At 60.8% G+C, this 26,320-nt stretch carries 27 protein-coding genes; 14 read left to right on the forward strand and 13 right to left on the reverse strand.

The features are described from left to right. Positions 1–110: 110 nt before the first annotated feature. Together N3J91_02345 and mntR are read left to right on the forward strand one after the other, a co-directional pair. A complete protein-coding gene (locus tag N3J91_02345; GenBank protein ID MCX8155288.1) occupies positions 111–3,914 on the forward strand; it encodes an immunoglobulin domain-containing protein in 3,804 nt (1,267 codons plus the stop codon). A gap of 112 nt (positions 3,915–4,026) precedes the next feature. Beyond that, positions 4,027–4,527 (forward strand): transcriptional regulator MntR, encoded by a 501-nt coding sequence (gene mntR / locus N3J91_02350; protein ID MCX8155289.1) that lies wholly within the window; start codon positions 4,027–4,029, stop codon positions 4,525–4,527. On the opposite strand, the gene N3J91_02355 is transcribed toward mntR, so the two are convergent. The 4 genes from N3J91_02355 to N3J91_02370 all read right to left on the reverse strand — a co-directional run bounded on the left by N3J91_02355 (position 4,511) and on the right by N3J91_02370 (position 6,852). Further along, positions 4,511–5,314 (reverse strand): hypothetical protein, encoded by an 804-nt coding sequence (locus N3J91_02355; GenBank protein ID MCX8155290.1) that lies wholly within the window; start codon positions 5,312–5,314, stop codon positions 4,511–4,513. The two genes, mntR and N3J91_02355, sit on opposite strands and share 17 nt — an antisense overlap. Positions 5,315–5,521: 207 nt before the next feature. Beyond that, positions 5,522–5,980 (reverse strand): hypothetical protein, encoded by a 459-nt coding sequence (locus N3J91_02360; GenBank protein ID MCX8155291.1) that lies wholly within the window; start codon positions 5,978–5,980, stop codon positions 5,522–5,524. Continuing rightward, positions 5,977–6,270: a hypothetical protein gene (locus N3J91_02365; protein ID MCX8155292.1), complete on the reverse strand. Its 294-nt coding sequence runs from the start codon at positions 6,268–6,270 to the stop codon at positions 5,977–5,979. Before N3J91_02365 ends, N3J91_02360 begins: the two co-directional genes overlap by 4 nt. A 6-nt stretch (positions 6,271–6,276) precedes the next feature. Further along, positions 6,277–6,852 carry an RNA polymerase sigma factor gene (locus N3J91_02370; protein ID MCX8155293.1) on the reverse strand — a complete coding sequence of 192 codons (576 nt, stop codon included), beginning with the start codon at positions 6,850–6,852 and terminating at the stop codon, positions 6,277–6,279. Positions 6,853–7,059: 207 nt separating this feature from the next. On the opposite strand from N3J91_02370, the gene N3J91_02375 reads away from it, so the two are divergent. The 3 genes from N3J91_02375 to N3J91_02385 are packed head-to-tail and all read left to right on the forward strand — an operon-like array spanning position 7,060 to position 10,372. Further along, positions 7,060–8,088 carry a FeoA domain-containing protein gene (locus tag N3J91_02375; protein ID MCX8155294.1) on the forward strand — a complete coding sequence of 343 codons (1,029 nt, stop codon included), beginning with the start codon at positions 7,060–7,062 and terminating at the stop codon, positions 8,086–8,088. After that, complete coding sequence (locus tag N3J91_02380; protein MCX8155295.1) at positions 8,085–8,933, forward strand: 50S ribosome-binding GTPase; 849 nt, start codon at positions 8,085–8,087, stop codon at positions 8,931–8,933. The genes N3J91_02375 and N3J91_02380 overlap by 4 nt, the downstream gene beginning before the upstream one ends. Then, the gene (locus N3J91_02385) at positions 8,930–10,372 is read left to right on the forward strand and encodes a ferrous iron transporter B (protein ID MCX8155296.1); all 1,443 of its coding nucleotides are present in this window, start codon (positions 8,930–8,932) and stop codon (positions 10,370–10,372) included. Before N3J91_02380 ends, N3J91_02385 begins: the two co-directional genes overlap by 4 nt. A 28-nt stretch (positions 10,373–10,400) precedes the next feature. On the opposite strand, the gene N3J91_02390 is transcribed toward N3J91_02385, so the two are convergent. The 6 genes from N3J91_02390 to rplU all read right to left on the reverse strand — a co-directional run bounded on the left by N3J91_02390 (position 10,401) and on the right by rplU (position 15,087). Beyond that, entirely contained in the window at positions 10,401–11,438 is a 1,038-nt protein-coding gene (locus N3J91_02390; GenBank protein ID MCX8155297.1) for a glycoside hydrolase family 26 protein, read from the reverse strand. A 48-nt stretch (positions 11,439–11,486) separates the two neighbouring features. Continuing rightward, the gene (locus N3J91_02395; GenBank protein ID MCX8155298.1) at positions 11,487–12,446 is read right to left on the reverse strand and encodes a D-2-hydroxyacid dehydrogenase; all 960 of its coding nucleotides are present in this window, start codon (positions 12,444–12,446) and stop codon (positions 11,487–11,489) included. Positions 12,447–12,476: 30 nt separating this feature from the next. Continuing rightward, entirely contained in the window at positions 12,477–13,166 is a 690-nt protein-coding gene (locus N3J91_02400; GenBank protein ID MCX8155299.1) for a hypothetical protein, read from the reverse strand. A gap of 80 nt (positions 13,167–13,246) precedes the next feature. After that, the gene (obgE, locus tag N3J91_02405; protein ID MCX8155300.1) at positions 13,247–14,425 is read right to left on the reverse strand and encodes a GTPase ObgE; all 1,179 of its coding nucleotides are present in this window, start codon (positions 14,423–14,425) and stop codon (positions 13,247–13,249) included. Positions 14,426–14,481: 56 nt separating this feature from the next. After that, the gene (gene rpmA / locus N3J91_02410; protein ID MCX8155301.1) at positions 14,482–14,754 is read right to left on the reverse strand and encodes a 50S ribosomal protein L27; all 273 of its coding nucleotides are present in this window, start codon (positions 14,752–14,754) and stop codon (positions 14,482–14,484) included. 21 nt (positions 14,755–14,775) lie between these two features. After that, positions 14,776–15,087 carry a 50S ribosomal protein L21 gene (gene rplU, locus N3J91_02415; protein ID MCX8155302.1) on the reverse strand — a complete coding sequence of 104 codons (312 nt, stop codon included), beginning with the start codon at positions 15,085–15,087 and terminating at the stop codon, positions 14,776–14,778. Between the two features lie 169 nt (positions 15,088–15,256). On the opposite strand from rplU, the gene N3J91_02420 reads away from it, so the two are divergent. The 5 genes from N3J91_02420 (at position 15,257) to N3J91_02440 (ending at position 19,434) form a co-directional block, all read left to right on the forward strand. Continuing rightward, a complete protein-coding gene (locus N3J91_02420) occupies positions 15,257–15,784 on the forward strand; it encodes a hypothetical protein (protein MCX8155303.1) in 528 nt (175 codons plus the stop codon). A gap of 71 nt (positions 15,785–15,855) precedes the next feature. Then, complete coding sequence (gene trxA / locus N3J91_02425) at positions 15,856–16,188, forward strand: thioredoxin (protein MCX8155304.1); 333 nt, start codon at positions 15,856–15,858, stop codon at positions 16,186–16,188. Positions 16,189–16,206: 18 nt separating this feature from the next. After that, positions 16,207–17,199: a type II secretion system F family protein gene (locus N3J91_02430; GenBank protein MCX8155305.1), complete on the forward strand. Its 993-nt coding sequence runs from the start codon at positions 16,207–16,209 to the stop codon at positions 17,197–17,199. Between the two features lie 132 nt (positions 17,200–17,331). Beyond that, the gene (locus N3J91_02435) at positions 17,332–18,135 is read left to right on the forward strand and encodes a phosphodiester glycosidase family protein (GenBank protein MCX8155306.1); all 804 of its coding nucleotides are present in this window, start codon (positions 17,332–17,334) and stop codon (positions 18,133–18,135) included. Between the two features lie 36 nt (positions 18,136–18,171). After that, complete coding sequence (locus tag N3J91_02440; GenBank protein MCX8155307.1) at positions 18,172–19,434, forward strand: CotH kinase family protein; 1,263 nt, start codon at positions 18,172–18,174, stop codon at positions 19,432–19,434. Positions 19,435–19,441: 7 nt separating this feature from the next. Here the strand turns inward: N3J91_02440 and N3J91_02445 are convergent, their stop codons facing one another. Both N3J91_02445 and N3J91_02450 read right to left on the reverse strand, forming a co-directional pair. Further along, positions 19,442–20,701 carry a phospholipase D-like domain-containing protein gene (locus tag N3J91_02445; protein MCX8155308.1) on the reverse strand — a complete coding sequence of 420 codons (1,260 nt, stop codon included), beginning with the start codon at positions 20,699–20,701 and terminating at the stop codon, positions 19,442–19,444. 59 nt (positions 20,702–20,760) lie between these two features. Continuing rightward, positions 20,761–21,381 carry a DUF1080 domain-containing protein gene (locus N3J91_02450; protein ID MCX8155309.1) on the reverse strand — a complete coding sequence of 207 codons (621 nt, stop codon included), beginning with the start codon at positions 21,379–21,381 and terminating at the stop codon, positions 20,761–20,763. A 194-nt stretch (positions 21,382–21,575) separates the two neighbouring features. On the opposite strand from N3J91_02450, the gene N3J91_02455 reads away from it, so the two are divergent. After that, positions 21,576–21,896, forward strand: coding sequence for a tetratricopeptide repeat protein (locus tag N3J91_02455; protein ID MCX8155310.1), 321 nt, complete (start codon positions 21,576–21,578; stop codon positions 21,894–21,896). Between the two features lie 66 nt (positions 21,897–21,962). Here N3J91_02455 and clpS read toward each other — a convergent pair whose 3' ends face one another. Beyond that, positions 21,963–22,277, reverse strand: a complete 315-nt coding sequence (gene clpS / locus N3J91_02460; GenBank protein ID MCX8155311.1) for an ATP-dependent Clp protease adapter ClpS — start codon at positions 22,275–22,277, stop codon at positions 21,963–21,965. A gap of 173 nt (positions 22,278–22,450) precedes the next feature. Here clpS and N3J91_02465 point away from each other — a divergent pair, with 173 nt between their 5' ends. The 3 genes from N3J91_02465 (at position 22,451) to N3J91_02475 (ending at position 26,272) form a co-directional block, all read left to right on the forward strand. Next, the gene (locus N3J91_02465) at positions 22,451–23,176 is read left to right on the forward strand and encodes a hypothetical protein (protein MCX8155312.1); all 726 of its coding nucleotides are present in this window, start codon (positions 22,451–22,453) and stop codon (positions 23,174–23,176) included. Positions 23,177–23,255: 79 nt separating this feature from the next. After that, on the forward strand, positions 23,256–23,819 hold the full coding sequence (locus N3J91_02470) for a hypothetical protein (GenBank protein MCX8155313.1): 564 nt from the start codon (positions 23,256–23,258) through the stop codon (positions 23,817–23,819). Then, a complete protein-coding gene (locus N3J91_02475; GenBank protein MCX8155314.1) occupies positions 23,795–26,272 on the forward strand; it encodes a serine/threonine protein kinase in 2,478 nt (825 codons plus the stop codon). Before N3J91_02470 ends, N3J91_02475 begins: the two co-directional genes overlap by 25 nt. Positions 26,273–26,320 lie beyond the last annotated feature (48 nt).

Raw genomic sequence — 26,320 nt, forward strand, 5'->3', positions numbered from 1 at the left:
GATTAGGGCAGTCAATTAAGTAGTCTGTCGCATCGGATTTAACCCAAGCAGGGCTGGGTGGCGTGGCCTGTGGCAGGGGCGGCGTCAACAGTCCAGAAATTAGCGAGTCTATGAAAAACAACGCAGTGTTCGGGATATGGAAGCAGGCAGGTGTGCTGTGCGCTTTGGTGGCCGGCATAACCCTGGGACAGGCAGCGATTTCCATCCAACTGGGCAACAATGGCCCTTATACCTTCGACACCGCTCCCACGGCAGCCGACGGGTGGACAACCGGCGCACAAGGGGCGACCGGCGGGGGCACTGCCGGGGCCAACATTTCGACTGTGGAACAATTGGATGCGCACGTCCAAACCCAATCGGCGTCATCTATCGTGACCAACCTTCCCACCTCGGGGACCACCCCGCCCAGCACGCACCAATGGTTCCGCTACAACACCTCCTTGCAGGCCATTCAGAGCCGCGTAACCGGGGTGGAATACTGCATGCTGCTGGCCACGCTGCAGAACAACTCCGGCAGCCCGATTGGCCAGCTTGCCATTAGCTACACTCAGGCGAGTTATGACACCACCGTGGCGGAACAGATTTCAGCCCATCGGGTTTACTGGAGCCTGACCGGCCAGCCAGGCAGTTGGCAGGTAATTCCGGGATTGTCGAGCCAGGCGGATGGCAATTTAAGTGCCACCATTGCGACTACGGGCTGGAGTCCGGGTGGGACCTTGTACATCCTCTGGGTGGATGACAATGCCAACCCGGGCACGGATCCCTCCTGGACGATTGATAACGTTGCTTTTAACGCCACCGGTGCCAGCGGGCCGCTGCAGATTGTGAACCCCAATCTCCCGCAAAGCCTTAGCTTGAATGAATATGACCGGGCGACTTTTCAATTCGTGGTTTCTGGGCAGTCCCCCAATTACCAGTGGTACAAGAATGGCCAGCCCATTGCGGGCGCCACCGGTGCTAATTACACCATTAATTCGGTTACTCCGGCTGACGATGGGCAGTATTACTGTGTGGCGACCAACAACCTCAGCGTGGTGACCAGCCGCGTGGCGGTCCTGAGCGTGGCCCCGGATGAAATCAAGCCCGCAGTGGCGACGGTGAGCGGCGTGGGGGCTGCGGTGGTGCGAGTGGTGTTCACCGAGGCGGTGCGTGCGTCCACGGCCACCAATACAGCCAATTATACGGTGGCCCTGCCGGGCGGGGGCACCATTGCGGTGCAATCGGCGACGCTGCTGAACACCAACACGGTGGAATTGACCTTGGCGGCACCCCGCCAGTATGCGGTGGAATATTATCTCACGGTGCGTGGCGTGCAAGATTTGGCCCGTACCCCCAATACCATCTTTACCCAGACCGAAGTAATTCCACCTGAATATAATATGCCTATTTTCCAAATCAACCACGTGTGGAAATACAATACCAACGGCGTGGACTTGGGCACGGCCTGGCGCAACGTGGGCTACAACGATGCGGACTGGCCTTCCGGGCCGGGCATTTTGGGGTATGAAGACACGGCGGCTACGCTCGCGGCGTTTGCCGCGGCAGGCGAGGCGATGCGCACGGATTTTGGTCCAGTTGGCAGCCGCAACATTCCCACTTATTATTTCCGCACCACCTTTACCAACACCAACACCATTTCGGGGCTGGGGTTAATGGTGGAAGGGTGGATTGACGACGGCGCCATCTTCTGGCTGAACGGTGTGGAAGTGGGACGCTTTGCCAGTCCGGGGACGTGGACGGACCCGGTGGTGTTCACCAGCTTGGTGAGCGCGGCCACCAGCCCGGAGGAAACCATCAAGCAGGTGGTGCTCAATGCCGCTCCGCTGCGTTATGGGGAAAACACCCTGGCGGTGGAAGTCCACCAAAACAGCCTGACCAGCTCGGACATCGTGCTGGGTATCCGGTTGCTGCAGGTTATTCCTGCACCGCTGGCCATCACCCAGCAGCCGACGGGCACGAACATCTTTGACGGCCAGGCCTTCAGCCTCACGGTAGCTTACTCCGGTTCACTGCCCGCCTTCCAATGGTATCGCAACGGGGTGGCGGTGCCGGGGGCCAATGCAGCCACGTATTCCGTGACCTCCGCGGTGACGAACGACTCGGGCAGTTATTATGTGGTCATCACCAACGGCATCTCGGCGGTGACCAGCGCCACCGTCAACGTGACGGTCCGGGTGGACAACATCCCGCCGGCCGTGTACTCAGCGTTGATGCAGACCAACGGCTTTGACCCCAACTGGGGCGATGCCTGCGTGGTGCAGATTGCGTTCACCGAGCCGGTCAACACCAATGATGCCGTGAACCTGGCGAATTACTTCATCGTGCGTCAGGGGGATGCCACCAACACCACTTTGCAAATCTTCCAGGCGACCATTGATGCCACGGGGACCAATTTGACGCTGATCTGCGCTCCGAAGCAGGAGAGCAGCCTGGTCAACTACTCCTTGTATATTGGCAATATCCGCGATCGGTCGGCCCTGCAAAATGTGATGACGCGCACCAATCTGTTCATGTTCCAGCGGCATTACCTTGTCAAGTCCCAGACCCAGGCCTGGCGTTATAATGCCTCGGGCCAGGATTTGGGGACCGCTTGGATCGCGCCTACCTTTAATGACAGCGCCTGGGATCAGGCCTACACTCCGTTTATTGATGAATCCTATCAGGCGGCCATTCCGAATGGCTGGGGCTTCCCGTCGGTGTACATCCCGGTGAGCAACACCATTACCACCTACTACTATCGCACCACCTTCAACCTGCCGGTGGATCCGGCGGGCGTGCGGTTGCAGTTTGAGATTTGGGCGGATGACGGCTGTGTCATCTATCTCAATGGCACCGAGTGGCGTAGTGATCAGGATAATGCCAACAATCCCGGCGGTCGTTACTACATGACCAATGGTACGGAGCAGGTGCGGGCGACGACGCTGGCCCAGAACCACGCCGCCGGCACACCGTCCCAGCGTGCTCCGCTCTATCCGGTGAACCTGCGCAACGGGCAGAACACGTTGGCGGTCTCGGTCCATCAGAGCGCGGCCGACATTGCCGGACCGACACGTGACCATGCCTTCGCGCTGCAGATCATTGCCACCATCCCGCCACTGAACCAGACGGTGCGTCCGTCCCTGGTGCAGCAGCCGGCGAACATCACCACCAACCTGGGGGCCAACGTGACGTTCCGGCCGGTGGGTGACGGCACGCTGCCGTTGACGGCCATCTGGTACTTCAACACCAATACGCCGATTCGCACCAATGTGGTGGCCTCGGGCACGGCGATTACCAACATCCCGAACCTGATTGCCCTGACGCTGAACAACGTGAGCGGCGCGAATGAAGGCACCTACACGCTGGTGTTGCAAAACTCCGGCGGCATGGTCACCAGCGCGGTGGCCACATTGACAGTGTTGCGTCCGCCCACCTTGCTGGTGCAACCGGCTAACATAAGCACTGGCGTGGGGAGCAACGTCACCTTTACGGTGCAAGCCGAAGGCACTTTGCCTCTGCGGTATCAGTGGTACTTCAACGGGGTGAATCGCCTGGTGGGTGAGACCAACGCCAGCTTGGTACTGCTGAATGTGCAGCCGGAGCAGGCGGGGAATTACAGCGTGGTCGTGACCAACAGCGTGGGTGCGGTGACCAGCCAGGTCGCCACGCTGACCGTCATTGGCGGTGGCCCGGCTACGCCGCCGACCATCCCGCGCGGCAGCCTGGTGTATCGTGGCCCGGGCAACAACTTCTCGTTGCAGGTGCCTACGGAGGCTGGGCGCACCTACCGGCTGCAGTGGAATCTGAACGTGCAGGATCGCAATGGCTGGCAAAACGTGCCGGGTGCCACGGTCAGCGGCGATGGCACAGTGCGCACCCTGACGGATGTCAATCCGACCGGGCCGCGGCGGTTCTACCGCATCGCAGTGGATTAACCTCCCTGTGAGTTTTTGATCCGGCGAGGCTGGAGGGAATGCTCCAGCCTCGCTTTTTTTATGGTTGGCAACCGGGCATCGTTCACGACACCATGGGTGCCAAGGTGGCGTCATGAGCACGAACCGGCGGGAGAACATTCGAAACCGGCGGCCCCCCCAGAGCGGCCGCCCGCAACCCAGCATCAGCACCGAGGACTACCTGGAGCGCATGGCGGAACTCATCGAGTCCAAAGGTTTTGCGCGCGCGGTGGATTTGGCCGCAGCCCTGGGCATCAGTCAGCCCTCGGTTACGGCCATGGTGCAGCGGCTGGCCCGCGAAGGGTACGTGGTTTATGAGAAATACCGGCGCCTGCAGTTGACTGAGTCAGGCCGGAGGGTGGCCGCCAGGGTGCGCAACCGGCATGCGACGTTGAAGCGTTTTTTATCCTTGTTGGGCGTGGATGAAAAAACCCAGGAGGATGACATCGAGGGGTGGGAGCATTGCCTGAGTCCCGACACGCTGGATCGTCTGGGGCGGCTTACCGATTTCATCAAGGCGCGCCCCGCTCTGCTGGCCGAAGTGCAGGCAGCGGTTGCCCGGGTGGCTTCGCCGCCTGCTACCACCATGTCTTGATGCGCACGACGGGATTGGTGTTGCTGTGATACACCCGGAAGCGCCATTGTTTCTGCCGTTGGCGCAGGTCCTCCCAATCTTGGCGCAACGCCAGTTCATCCTGCTGTAATTGTGCCCGGCGTTTTTCGAGGGCTTCCGCCTCAGCGCGTCGCTCCGGCGGCCAGGGGGGCTGGCCCAGTTTTTGGGCGGCCTCGCGCACGGCGCGCGCTTCATCGGCCAGCCGTTTGCGGCGTTCCTCCAACATGGCCTGGTCCATTTCCATCCGGCTCCAGATGCGATCCACCTGCTCATAACGGGCGTAGTTGGTGGGATTGGGAAAACCAATGTCGAGTGGCAGTCGCCCGTAGGGCTTGCCAATCTGCAGATAGCCAAACGTATCGAATTCCTGCCGCGGGATGTTGCCCGGCATTCCGCCTGTGCAATCCACATAGACTACGCCCTTATCGGTGGTTTCAAAAGCGTTGAGGACATGGCCTTCCCCTCTGGAAAAATCCACCATTACCAAACCGGCGCGGAGGCCTGCGCTTTCAGCGGCGTTGTGCAGCGCCTGGGCAAATTCGGTGCACACGAATTTGCCCGGTTGAAAGGTGGCAAAATTGACCGGATTCGTGCGTAGAAAAAGCACCAGTTGGCGCAAACTGACATTGGTGGCGGCCGGATGGTTGCGGAGTTGTACCGGCTGGCCGGCGGAGTTGCGCAGGGGGATGGTGCGCAGCACATATTCGCCATTGGTGGCTGGTGAGGCTTGCGGCGGGAGGGGCGGGGTGGCCTCTTGCGCTGACACCATGCCCGAACCGCCCAAAAAAGCGATCACTACCCAGAGGGCTGGTCCCACCAGGCTACCGATAATGCGGCGTCCCATGAGGCAGCGATGCTTCACGCGCTTCAAGGTAACGCAAAGTGGTTTGGCCAACAACTCAGGAGGCTTGCCGGCCTCAATGCAACAACACCGGTATCCCGTGGACCCGTTGGGAAGAACTCCCCAAGGATGGCTTCAGGGCTGGCGTTTGGTCTTCGCAGGGGCGGCGTTGGTGGGGATGGCATTGGTGGCCGGGAGGAGCTTGAAGGTTTTTTGGAATTTTTCTGTGCGCCGGGCATTGAGGTTGGAAAAGGCCACTGCCTGCTCGGGGGTGAGCAGGGCGGTAACTTCCGCGTTAAACTGACGATGCAGGGCGCCAAACAGCTTGAAAGTATTGTTGCGCAGGGCGATGACCTCCGGTTGGTAACGGTCGGCGATGGCCTTGACCTTTTCGGTTTGTTCGGGGGTGAGCTGCAGTTGTTGTTGCAAGTCCCGGGTGGTGCGGCGGCTCCACCCTTCCATGCTCAATTCCCGGATGACGGCTTTGCCCAGGGCTGCGGCCGTCAGCCCCCCGCCGCAAATCAAACCCGCCACAAACAGCCCCACCATGAGCAGCAGGATTTTCCAGTACTTGAACGGATTGGGCAGCTTCATAAATCAGCAACCACCTCCAGCCACGGAGCCGAACCGGACAGGGCCGTCCAGGTGTCATCCCAGGGCAGGTAACTCAGTGCCAGGACGGCGGTCATAACCACCACCGCGCTGAGCAAGACCCGGCGCCCCATCCAGGCCATGACCTCCACCGTGGCGGCTTCTTCCTCTTGTTCCGCCTGCCAGCGGCTGACGATGCGGCTTACGTGCCCACCGGAGAGTTCCGGGGACGTGGTGGGAGCCTGACGGGCTGCTGCCGTCAAACGCCGCCAAAGCTGGTCGGGTGAGATCATAAATCGTTATTGCATCAAGCGCGCCAGTTGTTTGCGCAGTTTGTGCCGCGCCCGAAAGGCGCGTACTTTGATCATGGGCTGGCTCCAACCGGTCAGTTGGCTGATTTCCGCCACACTGCGATCTTCCATGTCCATGAGCGTCAATATGAGCCGGTCTTCCGGGGCGAGGGTGCTCAGCAATTTTTCCACCAGGTCACGCGCCGCGATGGCCTGTTCCACCGGCACCTCGTCGGTTTGCATGGCTGCCGTCAGGGCCTGGACTTCCTCTTCGCTCAAATCGGCATGGCGCACTTCCGGCCGGACCCGGAGGGTGCGCAGGGCATTCCGGCAGGTGTTCACTGCCACACGGGCGACCCAATGCTCGAAGGGCATCTGGCCACGATATTGATGCAGGCGGTGGAACACCTTGGCAAAGATGTCCTGCGCCAGGTCTTCTTCCGCCAACCGTGGCGCCAGATGCGCCCGGACAATTTTCATGACCAGCGGATGCAAAAATTCAACCAACTGGCGCGCGGCCACTTCATCGCGCCGTCGAACGCCTGCCAGACAGGCTGCGACATCAAACACAGGTTGCTCGTCCATAGATGCGCAGCCGTCGGCCCATTTCCAAACTAAATGACACGCCGGGGACAAGAATGGTTACGGTGAAATCTGCGTAAATCAAGGCTTGGCGGTATTTGACAGCGGGGAAAGGGGGGGCTACCTTATGGCGGTCAAACTTAGGCATGCCTAAGTTTAGGCCGGGTGGGGTTGCCTTGCCGGGCGACCGTCGCAGGCGGGTGACGGTTTATGTGGACGTTAATCGCAGGCTGTCTGGGCGTGGGGCTGTTGGCCCTGGCCCTGTTGATTATCTGGCCGCAGGCGGGGTTGTTGGCCCGCTGGAAGGCCAGCCGGTCCCTGGCCCAACGATGTCGCCGGGAGGATGCCTTGAAGCACCTGTTGCATCAGGAGGCCAATGGCCGCCCTGTCAGCCTGGAGAGTCTGGCGGGCGCGGTCCATTTGAAAACCGATGCCGCGGCGGAATTGATGGAGGATTTGGAGGCCCGGGGGCTGACTCGGTTGCAGAACGGCAATTTTCAATTGACCCCCCCGGGGCGCGAACTGGCCTCGCATGTGGTGCGGGCGCATCGGTTATGGGAAAGTTATCTGGCCGACCAGACCGGTGTGGGCGAAAAGGAGTGGCATGCGCAGGCCGAGCAGCAGGAACACCTGTTGACCCCCGAGGAAACCGAGGCCTTGGCGGCGCGGCTGGGGCATCCGCGGGTGGATCCGCACGGGGACATCATCCCCGAATCGGGCGAGCCGTTGCCAGCCGACGTCAGCCAGTCCTTGAACACGGCGCCCATCAACACGCCGCTGGTCATCACCCATTTGGAGGACGAGCCGGCCCGGGTGTATGACCAGTTGGCAGCCCTGGGTTTGGGGCCGGGGGTGAATGTTTCGATCACCGACCGGCAGCCGCATCAGGTCAAGATTTTTGCCCATGGCACGCAACACACGCTGGCTCCGTTGCAGGCCCAGAACGTGGGCGTGGAGGTGGTGCGGGAGGCGGTGCGTCTGCCGGCGGAGGAGCGGTACCTGGCTTCGCTGGGGCCGGGGGAGAAGGCGGTGGTGTTGGGGTTGTCTCCAGCCTGCCGCGGGCCGGAGCGCCGGCGGTTGCTGGACTTGGGCTTCGTACCCGGCACCGAGGTCAAAGTGGCCATGATTAGTCCGCTGGGGGATCCTGTGGCTTATGAGGTGCGGGGCACCACCGTGGCGTTGCGCCGCGATCAAGCGCGGGCCATTCGCATCGCAGCACCTGTCCCGATGGCGGCATGAAAACCCCTCCGGCCCCCACGCCCTCTGCCTCCTCCGCCTGCGCCGACTGTGCGGTGTATCGTTCTGCCCGGTTGCGCAAGCTGGGGCTGGCGATTGATCGCTGGGATTATGTGGTGGCGCTGGCCGGTAATCCCAACACAGGCAAGAGCACCGTCTTCAATGCATTAACCGGCCTGCGTCAGCACACCGGCAACTGGCCGGGCAAAACCGTGGCGCGCGCCGAGGGAGGATTCGAATATGCCGGCAAACACTTCAAACTGGTGGATTTGCCGGGCACCTACAGCTTGTTGTCCACCAGTGTGGATGAGGAAATTGCGCGCAACTTCCTGTTGTTTGGCCAGCCGGATGTCACGGTGGTGGTGGCGGATGCCACCCGTCTGGAGCGCAATCTCAATCTGGCGCTGCAGGTGCTGGAGATCACCCCGCGGGTGGTGTTGTGCCTGAATCTGATGGACGAGGCGCGGCGGTACGGGCTGGAGGTGGATGTCCGCCAACTGGCGCGTGACTTGGGCATTCCGGTGGTCCCCGCCGCCGCCCGACAGGGGGAGGGCCTGCCGGAACTGCTGGAAACCATTCATGGGGTGGCGAGCGGCCAGATACATTGCCGGCCCAAACGGGTGGCGCAGGAGCCGCCGGCGTTGCGGGAGGCGTTGCAGGATTTGGTGGGGCGGTTGCGGCGGTTGTATCCCCGCCTGCCTAATCATCGGTGGGTGGCCATGCGGTTGCTGGCAGGTGACGACCGCATATTGCAGGCGGTGCAAAGCGGCGAAATTGCGCAACTGGCGGACCTGGCCGTCAATGGCGGCGAACCCCTCGCCGGTGAGGAGGTGGTCAGGACGGGATGAGTGCTCCTCAACCCATCCATCCGGAGGTGGCTGCGTTGCTGGAGGCCGCGCAGCAGTATCGCGTCAAAGTGGGTGGTGACCCGCACGAGCTGATTGTCGAGACGCTCTATCAACATGCGGCGGCGGTGGCCGGCCGGGCCATCAAGAAGCCGGGCGCAGCGGCCTCGCCTGCCACCTTGGATCAAAAAATTGACCGCATTGTCACCAGTCGGCGCTGGGGGTTTCCGATCATGTTGTTGATGCTGACGGGAGTGTTTTGGCTGACGATCAGCGGGGCCAATGTGCCGAGCGGCCTGTTGTCGGCCGTTCTGGTGGAGGCAGGCCATCCCTGGTTGCGAGGGGTTTTTGCGGGACTGGATGCGCCCTGGTGGCTGACCGGCCTGGTGGTAGATGGCATGTATCTGGCCACAGCCTGGGTGGTGAGTGTGATGTTGCCGCCCATGGCGATCTTTTTTCCTTTGTTCACCTTGTTGGAGGATTTCGGCTATCTGCCGCGGGTGGCCTTCAATTTGGACCGCTTGTTTCGGGCCGCCGGAGCACACGGCAAGCAGGCCATGAGCCTGATGATGGGGTTTGGGTGCAACGCGGCCGGGGTGATTGCCACGCGCATCATTGACAGCCCCCGGGAGCGGTTGCTGGCGATTTTGACGAATAATTTTTCGCTCTGCAACGGGCGCTGGCCCACGCAGATTTTGATGGCCACCCTCTTTGTGGGGGCGCTGGTGCCGCCCGCGATGCAAGGCTTGGTGGCGGCCCTGGCGGTCAGCGCCGTGGCACTGCTGGGCATTGCCTTGAGCCTGCTGGTTTCCTGGGGGCTTTCCCGCTCCTTGCTGCGGGGGGAGGTTTCCACGTTCAGCCTGGAATTGCCGCCCTATCGGCCGCCCCGTATTCTCCGCACTTTGTACACCTCGCTGATTGACCGCACCCTTTTCGTCTTGTGGCGGGCGGTGGTATTTGCGCTGCCGGCTGGGGCGGTCATCTGGCTGAGTGCCAATGTAAAAATCGGGGAGGTCAGTCTGGTGGAGTATCTCATCCACACCCTGGATCCGGTGGGAGTGATGATCGGCCTGAATGGGGTTATCTTGGTAGCCTACCTTATCGCCATCCCGGCCAATGAAATCATCATTCCCACAATTTTAATGCTGACGGTGCTGGTGACCGGTGACCTGGCGGCCGGGCAGGGCGCCGGCGTGATGTTTGATCCCGGCTCTGACCAGGTGATCAAGAGTTTGCTGGAAAAGGGCGGGTGGACGGTGCTGACCGGCATCAATTTGATGTTGTTCAGCCTCCTGCATAACCCCTGCAGCACCACGATTTACACCATCTATAAGGAAACCGGCAGCGCCCGCTGGACGGCCGTAGCCACCCTCCTGCCGCTGGCTTTGGGATTTGGGGTAACCTTCCTGGTGGCAACGGTGTGGCGCATGGCCGCGGGGTGAGTTCCCCTCTTAGCCCGGCCTTTGGCCTTTATTTCCGCCGTTGGATCATTTTGGGCGAAGAGAGGGTGATGATACGGGAATCCTGCATGAGTTCGCGCCCGTTCAAATTGCCCACCACATTGTAAAAACCTTCGTCGCTCCAGAAATTGAAGCCGGCCAGTTCAGGGTATCTGGTGTCGAGCTGTTTCACCACGTCCAGGCAATCCCGCGGGGCCTCGTTCTTCCCGCGAATGCCTAATTCCGCCCACCAGAGGATTTTCCCGGCTTTCTTTTTCTTCTCCACGGCCCACTCGTATTCGTCAAAAACCAGACCGCGGCCGTAGGCGGACTTGCCCAGGATGTCCACGTAGGCATCGCCGGGGTAATATTCCTGCAGGGCGCCGTTGCGTTGGGTGGTGTGATAAGCCCAGAGCACGTTGTCCACGCCCCTGGCGGCGAAGTGATCGTGAATCAGGCGATACAGACGGATGGCCATCTGTGGCCCCTCTTTGGCGTGCCATTTGTTGCGATCGTCCGATTCCACCAGCGGGGTGTAGATCACGGTGATGCCCTGTTTTTTAAGCCAGAGCAAATTGTCCGCCATGCGATCCATCTGGCGATGGAAGTGAGCTTTGATGGGATTGGACTCCGCAGTAAAAATGGGAGCGATTTGGACGGGCTGATCCCAGCGTCCGCCACAGGGATTGGCCCAGAAGGTGTAAACACCGACCAACAGGCCGCGCTCCCACATTTGTTTGACGCCTTCATTCCATTGGGCATCGCTGAAGGGATCGTCATCGAAGTCATAGGTCAAACAGCCATAGGCCGGCATGATGCCGGTGTGTTGTTGCACTTTCTTCAGCCAGTTGGAGGGATGCTCCAAGTTGGGATTCTCCCCATGGACCCAGGTGGCCATCTGGCCAAAGAGGTAGGAGCCATGGCCCAGTCCCCGTAGATATTGCAAGATTTGCTGGCGGTTTTGGGCTTGGGCGGTGATGCCGCCGGCCAGCAGCAGGATCATGAGCCAGGCCGTTGCGGGCGGTGGCACACGTCGGGCCGGGAAGGGGGGATGGGTTTGAGTTGACATGGATTTTTGTTAGCCGTTGCGGCTGGGCTGTGCAAGCATGCAGGGAACTTAGTTCACGACATTTTGCGGGTGACCTGTGAGGTAGGCGCGAAGGTTTTCCACGGAAACACGTAGCAGGCGCTGGCGGGCGGCGCGCGTGGCCCAGGCCTGATGCGGGGTGATGAAGCAGCGCGGGGCCTGCAGTAGGGGATGATCGGGCGGAGGAGGTTCCTGGCTCAGCACATCCACGGCGGCGCCCGCCAGGCGGCCTTCGCGCAAGGCCTGAGCCAGATCGACTTCCACAACCAGCGCGCCGCGCCCGGTGTTGATCAGGAAGGCGGATGGCTTCATCCAGGCCAGGCGTTGGGCGTTGATCAGCCCGCGCGTCTCGGCGGTCAGCGGACAGTGCAGGGAAACCACGTCGCTGGTGCGCAGCAGGGTCTCCAAATCCACCATGGTCACGGCGGCCAAAGTTTCATGGCCGCGCTCCATCATTTTGCGGCAGGCCTGGACCCGCATGCCAAGGGCCAGCGCGACCCGGGCTACGGAGCGTGCGATGCGGCCAAAGCCCACCAGCCCGAGTGTCAGGCCGTGCAGCTCCACCAGCGGATGCAGCCAGTAAGAAAAATCGGGTGAGCGGCACCAATCACCTGCCTGCACACTGCGCGCATGTTCCCCGACATGGTTGGTCAGCTCCAACAACAGGGCAAAGACCGCTTGGGTCACGGAGGGCGTGCTGTAGTCGGGCACGTTGCACACCGTTATGCCGTGGCGGCGCGCGGCGGCGGTATCCACCACGTCGTAGCCGGTGGCCAGTACGCCAATAAAACGCAACGCCGGCAGGGCGGCCAGTATTTCGGCGCGGAGGGGCGTTTTATTGGTAAAAAGGACTTCGGCGCCCTGCGCGCGGTCCAAGATGAGCGCCACCGGGGTGCGATCATAGACCTGCAACTCTCCCAAGGCGGCCAGTTCCGCCCAGGACAAATCGCCGGGGTTGGCCGCGTAACCATCCAAAATGACGATTTTCACAGGACACGGGCGGGTTGGCGCCGGAAACGATTATTTTTTCGGACGAAAACCCGGAGGCAGGGCAGGGCCTTTGGGTTCCTCGGGTGGAGGGGCGGGGGCTTCTGACGGCGTCTCCTCCGTTGCTTCTGGGGCAGGGGTGGGTTCCGGCCAGCCGAGCTTTTCCCGGGCCTTTTTGGCGGCGGCAGTCTGACTATACTCAGTGGCGATGCGCTCCAGCAGGGCCGTGGCCTTCTCCGGTTGGTTGAGTTTGTTATACAGATTGCAGAGGTGGATGGCCCGCAACCCCCAGCGCTCGGGGTGAATGGGCTTTTTCAGGACTTCTTCGTATTCCAGAGCGGCGGCGAGGTAGTTGCCCAGGTTGGTTTCGTAAATCTCGGCAATCCGCAGGGAGACATGGATTTCCCGCGGATGCTTTTCCAGGTAGGCCCGAAACAGGCGGATGGCCTCAAGGTAATCCCCCTGCCGCCAGACGGCTTCCGCCTGCTCGTATTCTTCGTCTTTTTGTCCCTCACCATCATCGTTGTACATGAAATCCACCGCGCGATCTGCAAAGAAACGGCTCACATCGCGCGCCGCCAGCAGCGCCAGGGCCACCACCGAGAAGAAACAGAACGCCCCATTGGTGCCCATGCGCTCGCGTGAGAGGGCGGCCGCCCAACCGAAGAGCACAGCACTGGCAATCAACCCCACGTAGGCCACAATACGCAACCAGCCATGCATGATACGGCCTTCCTCTTTATGCAAATTTTCACCGGGATGCCAGCCTTTTTGCGGCAACGCCGTCGCCGCTTCGCTGCGGCTCAATCTGCCGCCTCAACGGCCTCGCGCAGGGCGCGTTTGAAAGTCGCCAGGCCATCGCCAAAAGCGGCGGAAATGGTGATCACCGGCACGCGCCGCACATGGCGCTTGAACTGCTTAAGCAGTTCACCGGCGGCGGGCTCGTCCATTTTGTTTGCCACCACCAGCCGGGCGCGCTCCAGCAGTGAGCGGTCAAACAATTCCAGCTCGGCCAGCAGCGTCTGGTAGTCTTCCCACGGCAGGCGGCCATCCGTGCCGGCCATGTCCAGAAGGAGCACCAGCACTTTACAGCGTTGGATGTGTCGTAGGAAAGCATGGCCCAGGCCCACATTGCGATGCGCCCCCGCAATGAGGCCGGGCACGTCACACACCGTCAGGCGGTGGAAATCCTCGTATTCCACAATGCCCACTTGCGGGGTGAGGGTGGTGAAAGGGTAAGGGGCAATCTTGGGCCGCGCCTTGGAAATGGCGGAAAGCAGGGTGGACTTGCCGGCATTGGGGTAACCCACCAGCCCCACCTCGGCCATGAGGCGCAGCTCCAGCAAAAACTCCCCCTCTTCGCCTGGTTCGCCGGGTTGGGCAAAGCGGGGGGTCTGGCGTGTGGCGGTGGCGAAGGCGCGATTGCCCAGCCCCCCGCGGCCCCCGCGGCACAAAACAAAGCGCTGGCCGTGCTGGGTCAGGTCAGCGATCAACTCTCCCTTTTGCGGATGCCGGGGTTGTATTTCGCGCGGGGCCTCGTCTGCCTCCTCGGCAGACAGATCAATTTCCAGCGCAGCTTCGCCCCGGGACACGCGAATGACCGGCCGCTGATGCAGTGAACTCGCCAGCAGAGGGCGGGGGGCGTTTTCCGGCGTTTCCTGAACTTCCTCTGCCTGGAGAGGCGACGGCAAACGCCAGACCAGCGTGCCGCAGGGGACTTTGACAATCAAATCCTTCCCCGAGGCCCCGTCCATGCCCTTGCCCATGCCGTGCTGGCCGTTCTGGGCGATCAGGCGGGGTTTGTAGTACTGGGCGATTAGATTGTTAAGATCATGGTCGGCCTCCAAAATCACCGAGCCGCCGCGCCCGCCGTTGCCCCCGCTGGGGCCGCCTTTGGGGCGATAGGCTTCCCGGTGAAAGGCCACGCAGCCCCGGCCGCCGTGACCGCCGCGCGCATAGACCTTGATCTCGTCAACAAACATGCCGGACAAAGAAAAAGGCGAGGCGGTTGCCTCGCCTTGGCTCATGTGTGCAAAGACTAATTGGCGTTGGCGCCGGCCGTCTCGGCCACCGGCTCCACGTTGACCCGGCGACTGTTCTTATCGAATTTGACGCGACCATCCACCAGAGCGTAAAGGGTCCAATCGCGGCCGATGCCGACATTCTGGCCGGCGATGTATTTGGTGCCGCGCTGCCGGACCAGAATGCTGCCGGCGGAAACCAGTTCGCCGCCGAAGCGTTTGACCCCCAGGCGCTTGCTGATGCTGTCGCGTCCGTTACGGACGCTGCCTTGACCTTTCTTGTGTGCCATAGACTGAGAGGGTTAAAAGGGTTAGACGTTGATGGCGTTGATTTTGACCACCGTCAGCGATTGCCGGTGACCGATGGTTTTGTGGTATCCTTTGCGCCGTTTCATCTTAAAGGTGAGTTTCTTCTCACCCCGTTTGTGCGCCACCACCTCGGCGCTGACGCTCGCGTTGGCGACGGTGGGGTTGCCCACCTTGACGGTGCCGTCCTGATTCACCAGCAACACGCGGTCAAAGACAAAGGGCTGCCCGGCGGGCACGGGCAATTTTTCCACTTCCAGAGTATCGCCCGGCGCCACGCGGTACTGCTTGCTTCCGGTTTCTAATACAGCGTACATAAAAATCAGTTGTCTTCCCTCATTCAAAAAGGGACGGCGATAAGACCAAAAAACCGCCATCCTGTCAACCGACAATTTGGACTATTTTTTTGCCGTCTGCAACCCGGAAAGAGTTTGACACGTCCGGCGGCGGGTTTTAGGTTGCGGGAAACATGATTGCTTAAGATTTATGGCTGACGAAACCGGCACCCCTGGTGGCGTACCGCCCAAACCGGCGGAAGCGAAAGTGCAACCCAAGAAGGAGACGGTGCGCATTGCCCTGCCGCCCAAACCCACGGCTTCGCCCACGATCAAACTGCCCACCTTGCCGGCCTCCAGCGCTCCGGCCGCCACTCCTGCTGTGGCCGTGCCGGCCGCTCCGGCGGGTGCCGCTCCTCCGGCAGCGACTCCAGCGCCCGCGGCTCCGGCTGCGCCCGCCACTACGGCCAAGCCACCCGCGGCCGCACCGGGGGCCAAATTGGCCACCGCCGCCGCACCTGCCGCCAAAGCCGCCGCGCCCGCCGCCGCAGCCAAGCCGGGGACGGCGCCTCCGCCCGCCAAGGCCGCTGCGCCCAAACCGCCGGCAACCGTGGGGGTGTTTGACAAGGTGCTGGCGATTGTGGCGTTTGTAATCTCCGGGGCCGCCCTGGGCACGGTTCTATTTCTCATGAACCTGCTCGAAAAAACCCAGGGGATGCTGGACGAAATTCCGAAATAAGCCCCCATTCATCAGGTGTTTTTGCGTCGGCTCGAAGCCGGCACGGCACGAACCTTGAATTATTACCAACTATGGCAGGAGCCAATATTCTGGAGTTAACGCCTCAAAATTTCAACGCCGAGGTCACGCAGTCTTCCATTCCTGTGTTGGTGGATTTTTGGGCGGAGTGGTGCGGGCCATGCCAGCGTTTGAATCCGGTGCTGGTGGAGCTGGCTGCCGAATATGCCGGTCGCTTGAAAATCGGCAAAGTGGACGTGGAAAAGCACGGCGAGCTGGCTGCCCCTTACAATGTCATGAGCATTCCCAATCTGGTATTCTTCAAAGGGGGCCAGCCGGTGCGACAGGTGGTGGGGGCCAAGTCCAAAGGGGAATTGAAATCCCTCATTGACAGCGTCCTGGCCTGAGGAGCGGGGCGCCGGCCCATGCCATCTTTCAGCCCCGGCCGGTTGCAGCAGAAGGCGGAAAGCTACCGTCAACTGGGCAGCCTGATTCAAGCGGGGGTTTCCATCCTGCAGGCCTTCCGCCTGATTAGCGAGCACCCACCGGCCGCTTGGGTGGCCCGGCAGGCGCGGGAAATTCAGGCATCGTTGGAGACCGGGGCAACCCTCACCGAGGCTTTCCGCCAGGTCCACCCCCCGCCACCGGCATTTGATCTGGCTTTGATTGAGGCCGCCGAACAAGGGGGGCGTCTGGCCGAGGTGTTGCGCTTTCTGGCGGAGCATTATGAAATGCAGGCGCAAATTGCGCGGAGCACCCTGACGGATTTGTTGTACCCCCTTTTTTTACTCCATTTTGCCGCGTTCATTTTTCCGTTTGCCGAGTTTTTCACCAGTGGCCATCTGGGCAGGTACTTGCTCAAAACGCTGGGCTTTTTGCTGCCCCTCTATGCGGTGGTGGGCGGGCTGGTTTATGCCTTCCTCCCGACGCACTCTGAGACCTGGCGGGCGCAGTTGGAGAGGGGATTGCGCTTTATTCCCTTGCTGGGCAGTGCGCGCCATAAGCTGGCACTGGCGCGCCTGGCGGCGGCGCTGCATGCACTCTTGAACGCGGGGGTGCCCATCTTCCGGGCATGGGAACTGGCCGCCGCTGCCAGCGGCTCCCCCGCCTTGCGCCAGGCGGTGGGACAGTGGCCGCCCCAACTGGCCGCGGGACGGACACCGGCGGAGCTGGTGCAAGGTCAGACGTGTTTCCCCACGCTCTTTGCCAACCTTTATTCGAGCGGTGAAATCAGTGGCCGGCTGGACGAAGAGCTGCGGCACTTGCAGCATTTGTATTTGGAAGAGGGACGGCAGCAGATGCGAATCTTTTGGTCCTGGGTGCCCAAGGTCATTTACCTGCTCATTGCGCTGGCCATAGCTTTCAAAGTCATTTCCTTTTACACGGCGCATTACGGCGGAGTTTTCCGGGAGATGTAGCTCCGGGGGCGGCACGACGACTAGGCGGCCACGCGCGGGTGGGAGCTGAATCATCGGGGCCGTGCGGCCCGCCGTGGAAGGGATGCGCCAGATTTGACACGGGCGCAGGCAGCCGATTATCGTTTCATCATCATGATCTCCCGAAAATGCCGGCGGATGTGGTGGTGGATGCTGGCGGGCGGCTGCCTCCTGGTGCTGGCCTGGCCGGCCGGGGCCGCCCGTGCGGCGCGGGTGCAGTTTTTGGACAAGGAGTTTGTTTGTTACTGGGTGGATTGGCGAACGGATCATTTGGGCCTTTATTGGAAGGATCATAACGACAAGCCCCTCGCCACGTTTTCACGTTTGCGTGAGCATGTGCGTCCCGCAGAGCTGAAGTTTGCCATCAACGCCGGGATTTTCTCGCGCGACTTGACCCCGCTCGGATTGCATGTGGAGGGAGGGCGGCAGTTGCGACCGCTGAATCTTAAATCGCTGGAGGGCGGACAGTATAACTTCTACTTGAAGCCCAACGGCGTGTTTTTCCTGCATCCTGACACCGGCCCGCGGGTGATGGCTTCGGAGGAATTTGCCCGGCTGGCGCCGCCGGTGCATCTGGCCTGTCAATCGGGCCCCTTGTTGTTGACCAACGGTGTCTTCCATCCCGCCTTCAGACCGGCTTCCACAAATTTCTTTCTGCGGAGCGGGGTGGGAGTGAGCCGCCGCGGCGAAGTGGTATTCGCGTTATCCTTGCACCGGCTGCGCTTTTACGACTTTGCCCGGTTGTTCCGCGAAAAACTGGAGTGCGACGAGGCCCTTTACCTGGATGGCGAAATTTGCGCCGTGTATTTGCCGGAGCTGGGCTTCAAAGACGACGCCCGCGCGCAATTTGCCGCCATGTGGGCGGTGACAGTGCCCGTGGCGCGGACGGAGCAGGGAACCCCCGCCGCCAGACCGTGAATAAACCGCCGTGCCGGCGGCATCCAACTGTTGGACATGCGCGCCTTTTTCATGGGAGCTGCCTGCCTGGTGACGGTGGCCGTCATGGCCCAGCCGGCTGCGGAACCCAAGCCAGCCCCGCCACTGCGGCCGGCGCTGGCGTGGGGCAGTTTCACCCCAAATTTGCCGGTGGTCTTTTTAACCGTCACCAACCCGCTTTCCCGGGAAACGCCGGTGCCGGCCCTGATGCAACTGGCCTACCCCCCTGGCAGCCGCCAGGGGGTGACCAACGCATTGCCGTTGCAACTGCGCTACCACGGGGCGACCTCCCTGGGGTTTCCGAAAAAATCATACCGGCTCAGCCTTTCCAATGCCGTCCCTTTGTTGGGCATGAGCAGGAAATCAGGATGGGTTTTGAATGCGGCCTACATAGACCGCTCGCTCATGCGGCACAAGTTGGCCTATGATATTTTCCGCAGTTTTTCCGAACCCCGGGCGCCGCGGCATGCGGCGGACAGCCGGTTTGTGGAGGTGTATTTGAATCAGCGTTATCAGGGCGTTTATCTACTGATGGAGCGCGTGGACCGGCAGCTCCTCGGACTCCGACCGTTTCACTCCAATGATTTCAGTCATTCGGTCATCTACAAGGCCGAGGATCACGCGGCCAATTTTGGGCAGTCGGGCCGTGGCGGTTTCGAGCAGCGCGAGCCGGACCCGGAGCGCAAGGAATACTGGCGTCCGCTGGAATTGTTCACGCGGTTCACCAGCAGCGCCAGCCCGCAGGAGTTTTGGGATGCGGAAAGAGGCATCGCGCATCGCCTCGACTTGGGGAATGCAATAGATTTCCACATCCTGGTGCAGGTGACGGCCAACAGCGACGGCATCACCAAGAATTTTTTGCTGGCGCGGGACGGACAGGAGAGCGGCCCCCAGACCAACAAGTTCTTTTTCGTCCCGTGGGATTACGACGGCACCTTTGGCCGCAATTGGAACGCCACGCCCTACCCGCACAATGTCTGGCTGAGTAATCCGTTGTTTGACCGCCTGATGCAAAAGGCCGAGTATCGGCAGCGTTTCATCGCGCGATGGAAGCAACTGCGCGCCGGGCCGCTGGCCGAGGCCACGCTCGTGGCGATGATGGACGCCAACGTAAAAACATTGGGCGAGGCGGTGCAGCGCAACCTGCAACGCTGGCCGACGGACCGCGGCGGCTACCCGGATCGCCTGACCTTTGAACAGGACATCGAGCAAATGAAGACGTGGCTGGCGCGGCGGTTGCAGTGGCTGGATCAGGAAATAGCCCGACGCGAGCGCCAATAGGCGCGGCCTAGTAGCGCTCGGAAAACAACGAAGACCAGAACTCCCGCAGGTGCGCGCACGGACCCCGGCGGCGGACTTCTTCCAGGGTGATCTCGCGAGATTGTTCCATGTCTTTGGCCAGCGCCCGCTCCAGTTCCTCCGCAAATTTGTAGTCGTAGATCATCACGTTGGCCTCGGCGTTTTTCTTGAAGGAGCGGGCGTTGAGATTGATGCTGCCAATGGTGGACCAAATGCTGTCCACCACCATGGCCTTGCTGTGCATCATGGTGGGTTGATATTCGTAAATCTTGATGCCGTGTTTGATGAGGTCCGCCTGATAGAAACGCGAGGCGTTGCGTAACATGGCAAAGTCGGTATTGGCGCCAGGGGTGATGATGCGCACATCCACCCCGCGATGCGCGGCATTTTTGAGGGCGGTGCGGATTTGGGCATCGGGCACGAAATAGGCATTGGCGATCCAGATCCGGCGGCGGGCGGCTTGGATGGCCATATAGACCATCAGCTTGCTTACGGAGGCCTGGTCGTGGCGGGTGCTGCTGATGGCCTGGGCCAGTTGTTCCCCCGCCAGCGGCAGGGCAGGGAAATGCGCATCGCCGTGCAACACCTCGCCGGTCGTGTGCAGCCAGTCCTCCAGGAAGATGCTCTGCATCTGGGCCACCACCGGGCCTTCCATGCGGACGGTCAGCTCCCGCCACTCCTTGGGGTTGCGGGCGTCCCCCAGCCAGCGGTCATCAAAACAAAAACCGCCGCAGTAGCCGATGCGCCCATCCACAATGACCAGTTTGCGATGCGTCCGGTCCTCGATGTGGTACAGCGCATAGAGCCGGATGGGCTTGTAAATGCGGTAGCGCACTCCCGCTGCCTGCAATTGGGCTTCCAACAAGGGCGCGCGCGCGCCCCAGGCGTCCACCAGCATGTGCACCGCCACGCCGGCCCGGGCGCGCTCGCAGAGGATCTCGGTCAATTCGCGCGAGAGTTTGCCGTCGCTGAAAATGTACGTCTCAATGTTGATGCTGTGGCGGGCAGCGCGCAGCGCGTCAAACATGTCCGCCCACAGCGCGTCTCCATTTTCCAGCAACCGGGCCTGGTTGCCGGGCCGAATGCCGGTGCGCAGGGCCTGCAACGAGCGCAGGAATTGGGGATCCTCCGCCCCGTAGTCCGGATTGTATGTGTAACGCGTGCGTTTGGCGGTGGGGCTGAGACAACCGCCTCCCACGCTTAGCAACAGCAGGAGCCAGGCGGCCGTGATGACCCAGCGCAGGCGCATGGTTAAAAAAATGGCGGCGGTCAGGTTGTAACCCCGGCCGCCGCCCGAAGAATCAACGGTTAATCCAGCCGCTTGACTCGGATGTTTCTGAAGCGCACCACGCTCTTGGGATCATGGGCCTGCAGGGCGAACGTTCCCTCGTCCAGCTTCCGCGTGAAATCCGTGCCGGGTTTCTTGTCCGGGGGCTCGGTGTAGTCCACCACCACCTTGTCGTTGATTTTCACAATGACCCGGTTGCCCTGCACGATAATGGTTTGCGTCCACCACTCGTTGTCCTTGGCGGCGGATTCCCGGACATTGACCACGTCATACAAACTGCCGGTGCGTTTCCAGTCGCTGTGGCTGTTGTTGACCTGGCATTCGAAACCATACTTGGGCCAGCCGGTGGGCTGGTAGCGGGTGTGAAAATAAATGCCGCCGTTGGCGCCTGGCTCGGTCATCACTTCCACGCGCAGCTCAAAGTTTTTGAACGGCTTGGGATCGCCCACATAGAACAAATGGCAACGATCCCCGCGCGTCACCAGCGCACCCTCCTCAATTTTCCAGGTGTTCGTGTTTTCGGTGGCCATGCGCCAGCCGTTGAAGGTCTTGCCATCGAACAACGAAACAAAGCCCGGTTCCACTCCCGCGGCGGAGGCGAGCACCGCCGAGGCCAAAAGACTCAACAAACAATTTTTCATGCCCCTGAGCCTGCAACAAACGCCTCCGCCTCGCAAGCCTGAAGAAAGCGGCCACCGGCGCGGCCCAAGGAAGCGGACGCCGGCGCGGCCCCCCCAACTTCAGCCCGCTGGCATGGCAAAGTCTGCCAAACAGTCCGGCGCGGCTGGTTTTCGGATTGAGGCCAAGCAGGGCCATGTGACAAGATGCGGAGGCCATGAATGATGCGATTGAACGGCATCGGGCCAGGGTGGCCCAGTTTCCCGACCACGAGCTGCCCCGGTTCAGTCTGGGCAAGGCCCTGTTTGACGCGGGGCAGTATGTAGAGGCCAAAGAACATTTCTTGGTGGCGTTGCAACTCAAGCCCGACTGGATGGTGGTGCAGATTCTATTGGCCCGCTGTGAACTGGCGTTGGGAAACCGTCAGGCGGCACGCCAGGCGCTGGAGCGCGCGCGGGTTTTAGCCGAGCAACAGAATCACGCCGGTCCCAAAGCCGAAGTGGAACAGCTCTTGGAGGATTTGGCGCGGCAGGAATGAGCCGCTTTGGCGCGGAGGCTGCCTGCCGCTGGCAGCAAGGGCGCAGGAGGGGAGAAGTTTGCTGTTCTAGGCCGGCTCCTCTTTTTCCAGGGTGGCGTGAAGGCTGTAGCTTTGCAACTGGTGGACGTAATGCTCGGCCTTTTCCAGGGTGTCCCGCACCAGGACGCTCTTTCCCTGGGTGTGCACCTGCAGCATGTGCTGCTCGGCTTTTTGCCGGGGCCAGCCAAAAACCCGCATAAATACATGCGTTACATAGCTCATGAGGTTGACCGGGTCATTCCAACAGACCACCAGATATCCAGGCTCCAGCGCATCTTTTGACTGGCTGTCAGTTTCCTCTCCCACTTCGGGGAGGGTCACAGGATCCAACGTTTCTGGCATAAGCAGTCCCTGACTATTAAATAATGCCTGCGGCGGGAAAATACAAGGGGAGAAGGCCGCGCCCCGGGCTGGTCCACTGCTTTGCCCGATAACCGGTAGGGGCCGAAGATACGAGGTAAAGATTGCTGAAATTTCTCAAAACGTTAAAATAGCCATGTAGCGCTCACCCGGCTATGAACCGTGAAGCTACCGCTGAGATGTTTCCGGCCACCCGGTGGTCACTGATCGCCTTGGTGCAACAAGGTAACGCTGCGGCGGCCAAGGAGGCTCTGGATCATTTGCTTACGGTTTATTACCCGGTCTTGCTGGAGTTTCTTCAGTCGAGGTTTCGCGTGGATAAAAGCCAGGCCGAGGAGTGGCTGCATAGTTTTGTGTGGAAAAAAGAGCTTCTCCGTGGGCTGATGCATAACGCCCGGCCGGCGCGGGGTAGATTCCGCGGTTTGCTCGCCGTCTCGCTGGTCAATTTTGTGCGGGATGAGCTGAAACGCAAGCGGCCCCAGGAAGTGGGACTGCACCTGGTTAAGGAGGAGGTTTGTTTGGCCGGGCAGGCCCATGAGGTGGATGGAGCGCTGGATTGGGCCTGGAGCTGCCGCGTCTTGGAAGAGACGGTGGAACGCATGCGGGATTATTGCCAGGCCAATGGCCGGCAACGGGTGTGGCTGGTATTCGAGCGGCGGTTGTTGGAACCAGTACTGCACGGGGGTGAACCGGTACCCTACCAGGAGCTTTATAAACAGGCGGGTTTTAATAATGCCGTGGAGGCCGGCAACGCCTTATTAACGGCCAAACGGATGTTTGCCCGCACCTTGCGGGAAGTGATTCGAGAATATGCTGGTGACGAGGCGGAAGTGGAGGTGGAAGTTCAAGAATTGTTGATGGCGCTGCGCAAAAGCAGCTAGAGCGAAAAAATCCACTTGTGACGCAAAAAACGTGGGGGAAAGTCGTATAATAGAGGAGAGAGTCATAGGAAGTGGCATTATGGAAAGTGACCACATCAAACTGAAGTGGGCGTTGCCGGAGCGTCTGTTTGAACTTATGAATCTGGGGGCCGACGCAGGTTATCCTTGGCGGGATGAAGAATTGGCGGCGATTTTGCAATATCAGCTTAATCGGGCGTTGGAAGAGGACCTGGGGCCCCTGCCCGAAAATGCGCGGGAGTCAATGCGGCAGGCCGAACCGGGCTTGGGCGGTGGGGGACAGACTTTTGGTTTTTGGTTGCACCATGCGCACCCGCCGGTGGAATTGCTGCGCTCAATCAAACAATTCGCGAAGGCTTCCCACGGCAATCCCTTATCCGGTCTCCCCCCCAAGGTATCGCTGGTTTTGTATTATCTCAGTCTGGCGGTGGCGTTGGTACGTTGTAAGACCCGCATTACTTCCTTGAGCAATGAGGAGTTGAAAGTGGGCTTTGACCAGTTGGCCAACGCCTCTTGGGTGGACCCGGCCAGCCGGGCGATATTTGAGCAAGCCTGGCTTTACTTGACAGGCAAAGGGGATATCGGACAGAATCCGTTATTGTGGCCCGAGAGTTACCGTCCCTAACCACGGCGCTGCAGTCCTCGCTGCCGGCAGGTATCCCAATTTCCCGTCTAACAGCCACTCTTACTCTGCTATCCCAACTGGAGGGGGTGGAGCAGGCCAACAAGGAGTTTATTGGGCACTTTGGGCCATTCCAAGTGCTGCGCGCTTTGGGGGAGGGCGGCATGGGAATCGTGCTGCTGGCCAAAGATACCCGCAATGATGTGGTGGTGGCGGTCAAAGTCCTGAAGCCCGGTTTGAGAGAGCATCCCCTTGCGGTGCAGCGGTTTCTAAACGAGGCCCACCACATGAGCCGATTGCGGCATCCCCGCATTTTGCCGGTGCTGGACAGTGGGCAATCCTCGTTGGGTCCTTATTACACCATGCCCTACTGCGAAAAAGGCAGTCTGGCCCATGAACTGGTCGAAGGGCGGCCTGTGCCCGCAGGGCGGATATTGGAGGTGCTCATTCCCATGGCCGAGGCCCTGGCCCATGCGCACAGCCGGGGGTTGATCCACCGGGACCTGAAGCCGGGAAACATTCTGCTTACCGAGCGAGGAGACATTTATCTTTCCGACTTCGGCCTGGCCCGCACCTTGTTCAACGAGCTTACGCTGGACGTGGAGGGCAGTCACTGCGAAGGCACAGCGCCTTATCTATCCCCGGCGGTGGCTGAAGGGCAGGCCGAAGATACGCGGTGTGATGTGTATTCTCTGGGGGCTATCCTCTACCAGATGCTCACGGGGCACCTGCCTTATCAAGGGAAAACGACGGAGGAGGTGATTACCAAAATCAAGGCGGAGTCACCGCCGCCCATCCTGGAGCTTAATCCCCAGGCTTCTCCGGAACTGGTGCTGGTGTGCGAGGCGGCTATGGCGCGGGATCAGCGCGATCGTTACGCCAACATGGCCGATTTATTGGAGGATTTGCGACGCATTCAACGAGGGGAAACCCCCTTGGGGGCCCATGCCAGCGCGGCGTGGGTGAACCGGGCTCGCGTGGTGTGGCGGCGACATTGGCCAAAACTGGTGGCCGGCACGGGTGCGGGTCTGGCCATGTTGGGGATTTGGCAGACTGGCTGGTTGCATCCGCCCGTGCTCAAGCCGGTGCACACCGTTTACCTGGGTGAAGCTTTTAATTATGACCAGGCCATCCTGTGCAATTGGGACCGGGACCGCATGATGGATTTCTTGGTCCCAAACACGCAGGAGCAGACGATCCAGGTGGTGGACGTTTTGAACCACCCCCTCCAGCACTTCGCTCGGAATAAATTGATCCAGGAGGGTGTCAGAAGTGAAGACTTCTATCTTCAGGCCGTGGATATTACCGGCGATGGCCTGGATGAAATTGTGGTCAAGTACAGTCACGAAGGGACCGCCTTCGCCCGGGTGTATAATGCCAGTTGTTTTTTGGTGGCTGAATTTAAATATGCCGGTGAATTTACGCCGGCCACCCGCGAACGCCGGGCCTCAGGCACGGGGTTCAACAGGGGGTGGTGGGACGACTTGGACCAGGATAACAAACGGGAATTATTATTCTCCTACGGCACGGCTTACGGCCAAAAACGCCCGCGGGGCCTGGCATTGTTTGATGGGGAGACGGGCGCGCTGCGGTGGGATTTTCCCACCGCGCCTTATGTCGAGGAGGCGATATCGGAAGACGTGGACGGTGACGGGCGCAAGGAGATCGTTGCCGGCACGTATGCCGCTGCTAATGGCAAGACCCTGGGGGACGGCAGCGATGATGAACACTCGCACTGGTTGGTTCTGGATGCCGCGGGGCGCTTGCGTTGGCGCCGGACCCTGGGGCATTACTACACGGCCGTGGTGCCATTTTCGCTGAAGGGCGGCCCGCCGGCGAAAGAACGACTATTTGCCTGGCTTCGCCCCGCTTACTTTGCCCGGCACAGCCTTGCGCCTGAGCAGCGGGGTGAGGGCATTGCCAGCCGGATATTTTGGGTATCGCCCCAAGGGGAAGGGTTGCGGGAGTACACGCCCCCCTGGGAGTTGGTGAGTGTTAATGCTGCGGATATCACGGGGGACGGGCGTGACGAGATTGTGATGACTGATACCAATGGATGGTTGCGGGTGCTCAACCAGGATTTGCAGGTCTTGCAGCAAACGCGGCTGGTGGCGCCGCGCCATCTGGCGGCAAATATTTCTGTCCTGGGCAATATCCGCGTCCCCCGCCTTGGCCGGGGCCCGCATCTGGCCCTGCTCTGCTCTGACCAGGATTCCACCTCGGTGGGCCTGGTGGGGCAAACGCAAAAAGAAGTTTTTTCAAATTTCTATCACCACCTCACCGTGGTGATTGTGAACGCCCAATTGCGGCCGGTCTGCCGGGCTTTGGTGCAGAGTACAACAAAAAAGCACGGCCTCAGTCCGCGGGGCGAAGTCAGGGATGTGGATAGTGACGGGGAGGACGAGGTGGTGGTGTATTCCGATCGCATCACCCTCTGCAGGGTGGTCAAAGAATAAGGCCGGGCCGGACGGAAGCCCCGTCCGGCACCTCAAGGTTTGCCTGCA

The organism is Verrucomicrobiia bacterium (assembly GCA_026414565.1).
Lineage (GTDB): Bacteria > Verrucomicrobiota > Verrucomicrobiia > Limisphaerales > Fontisphaeraceae > Fontisphaera.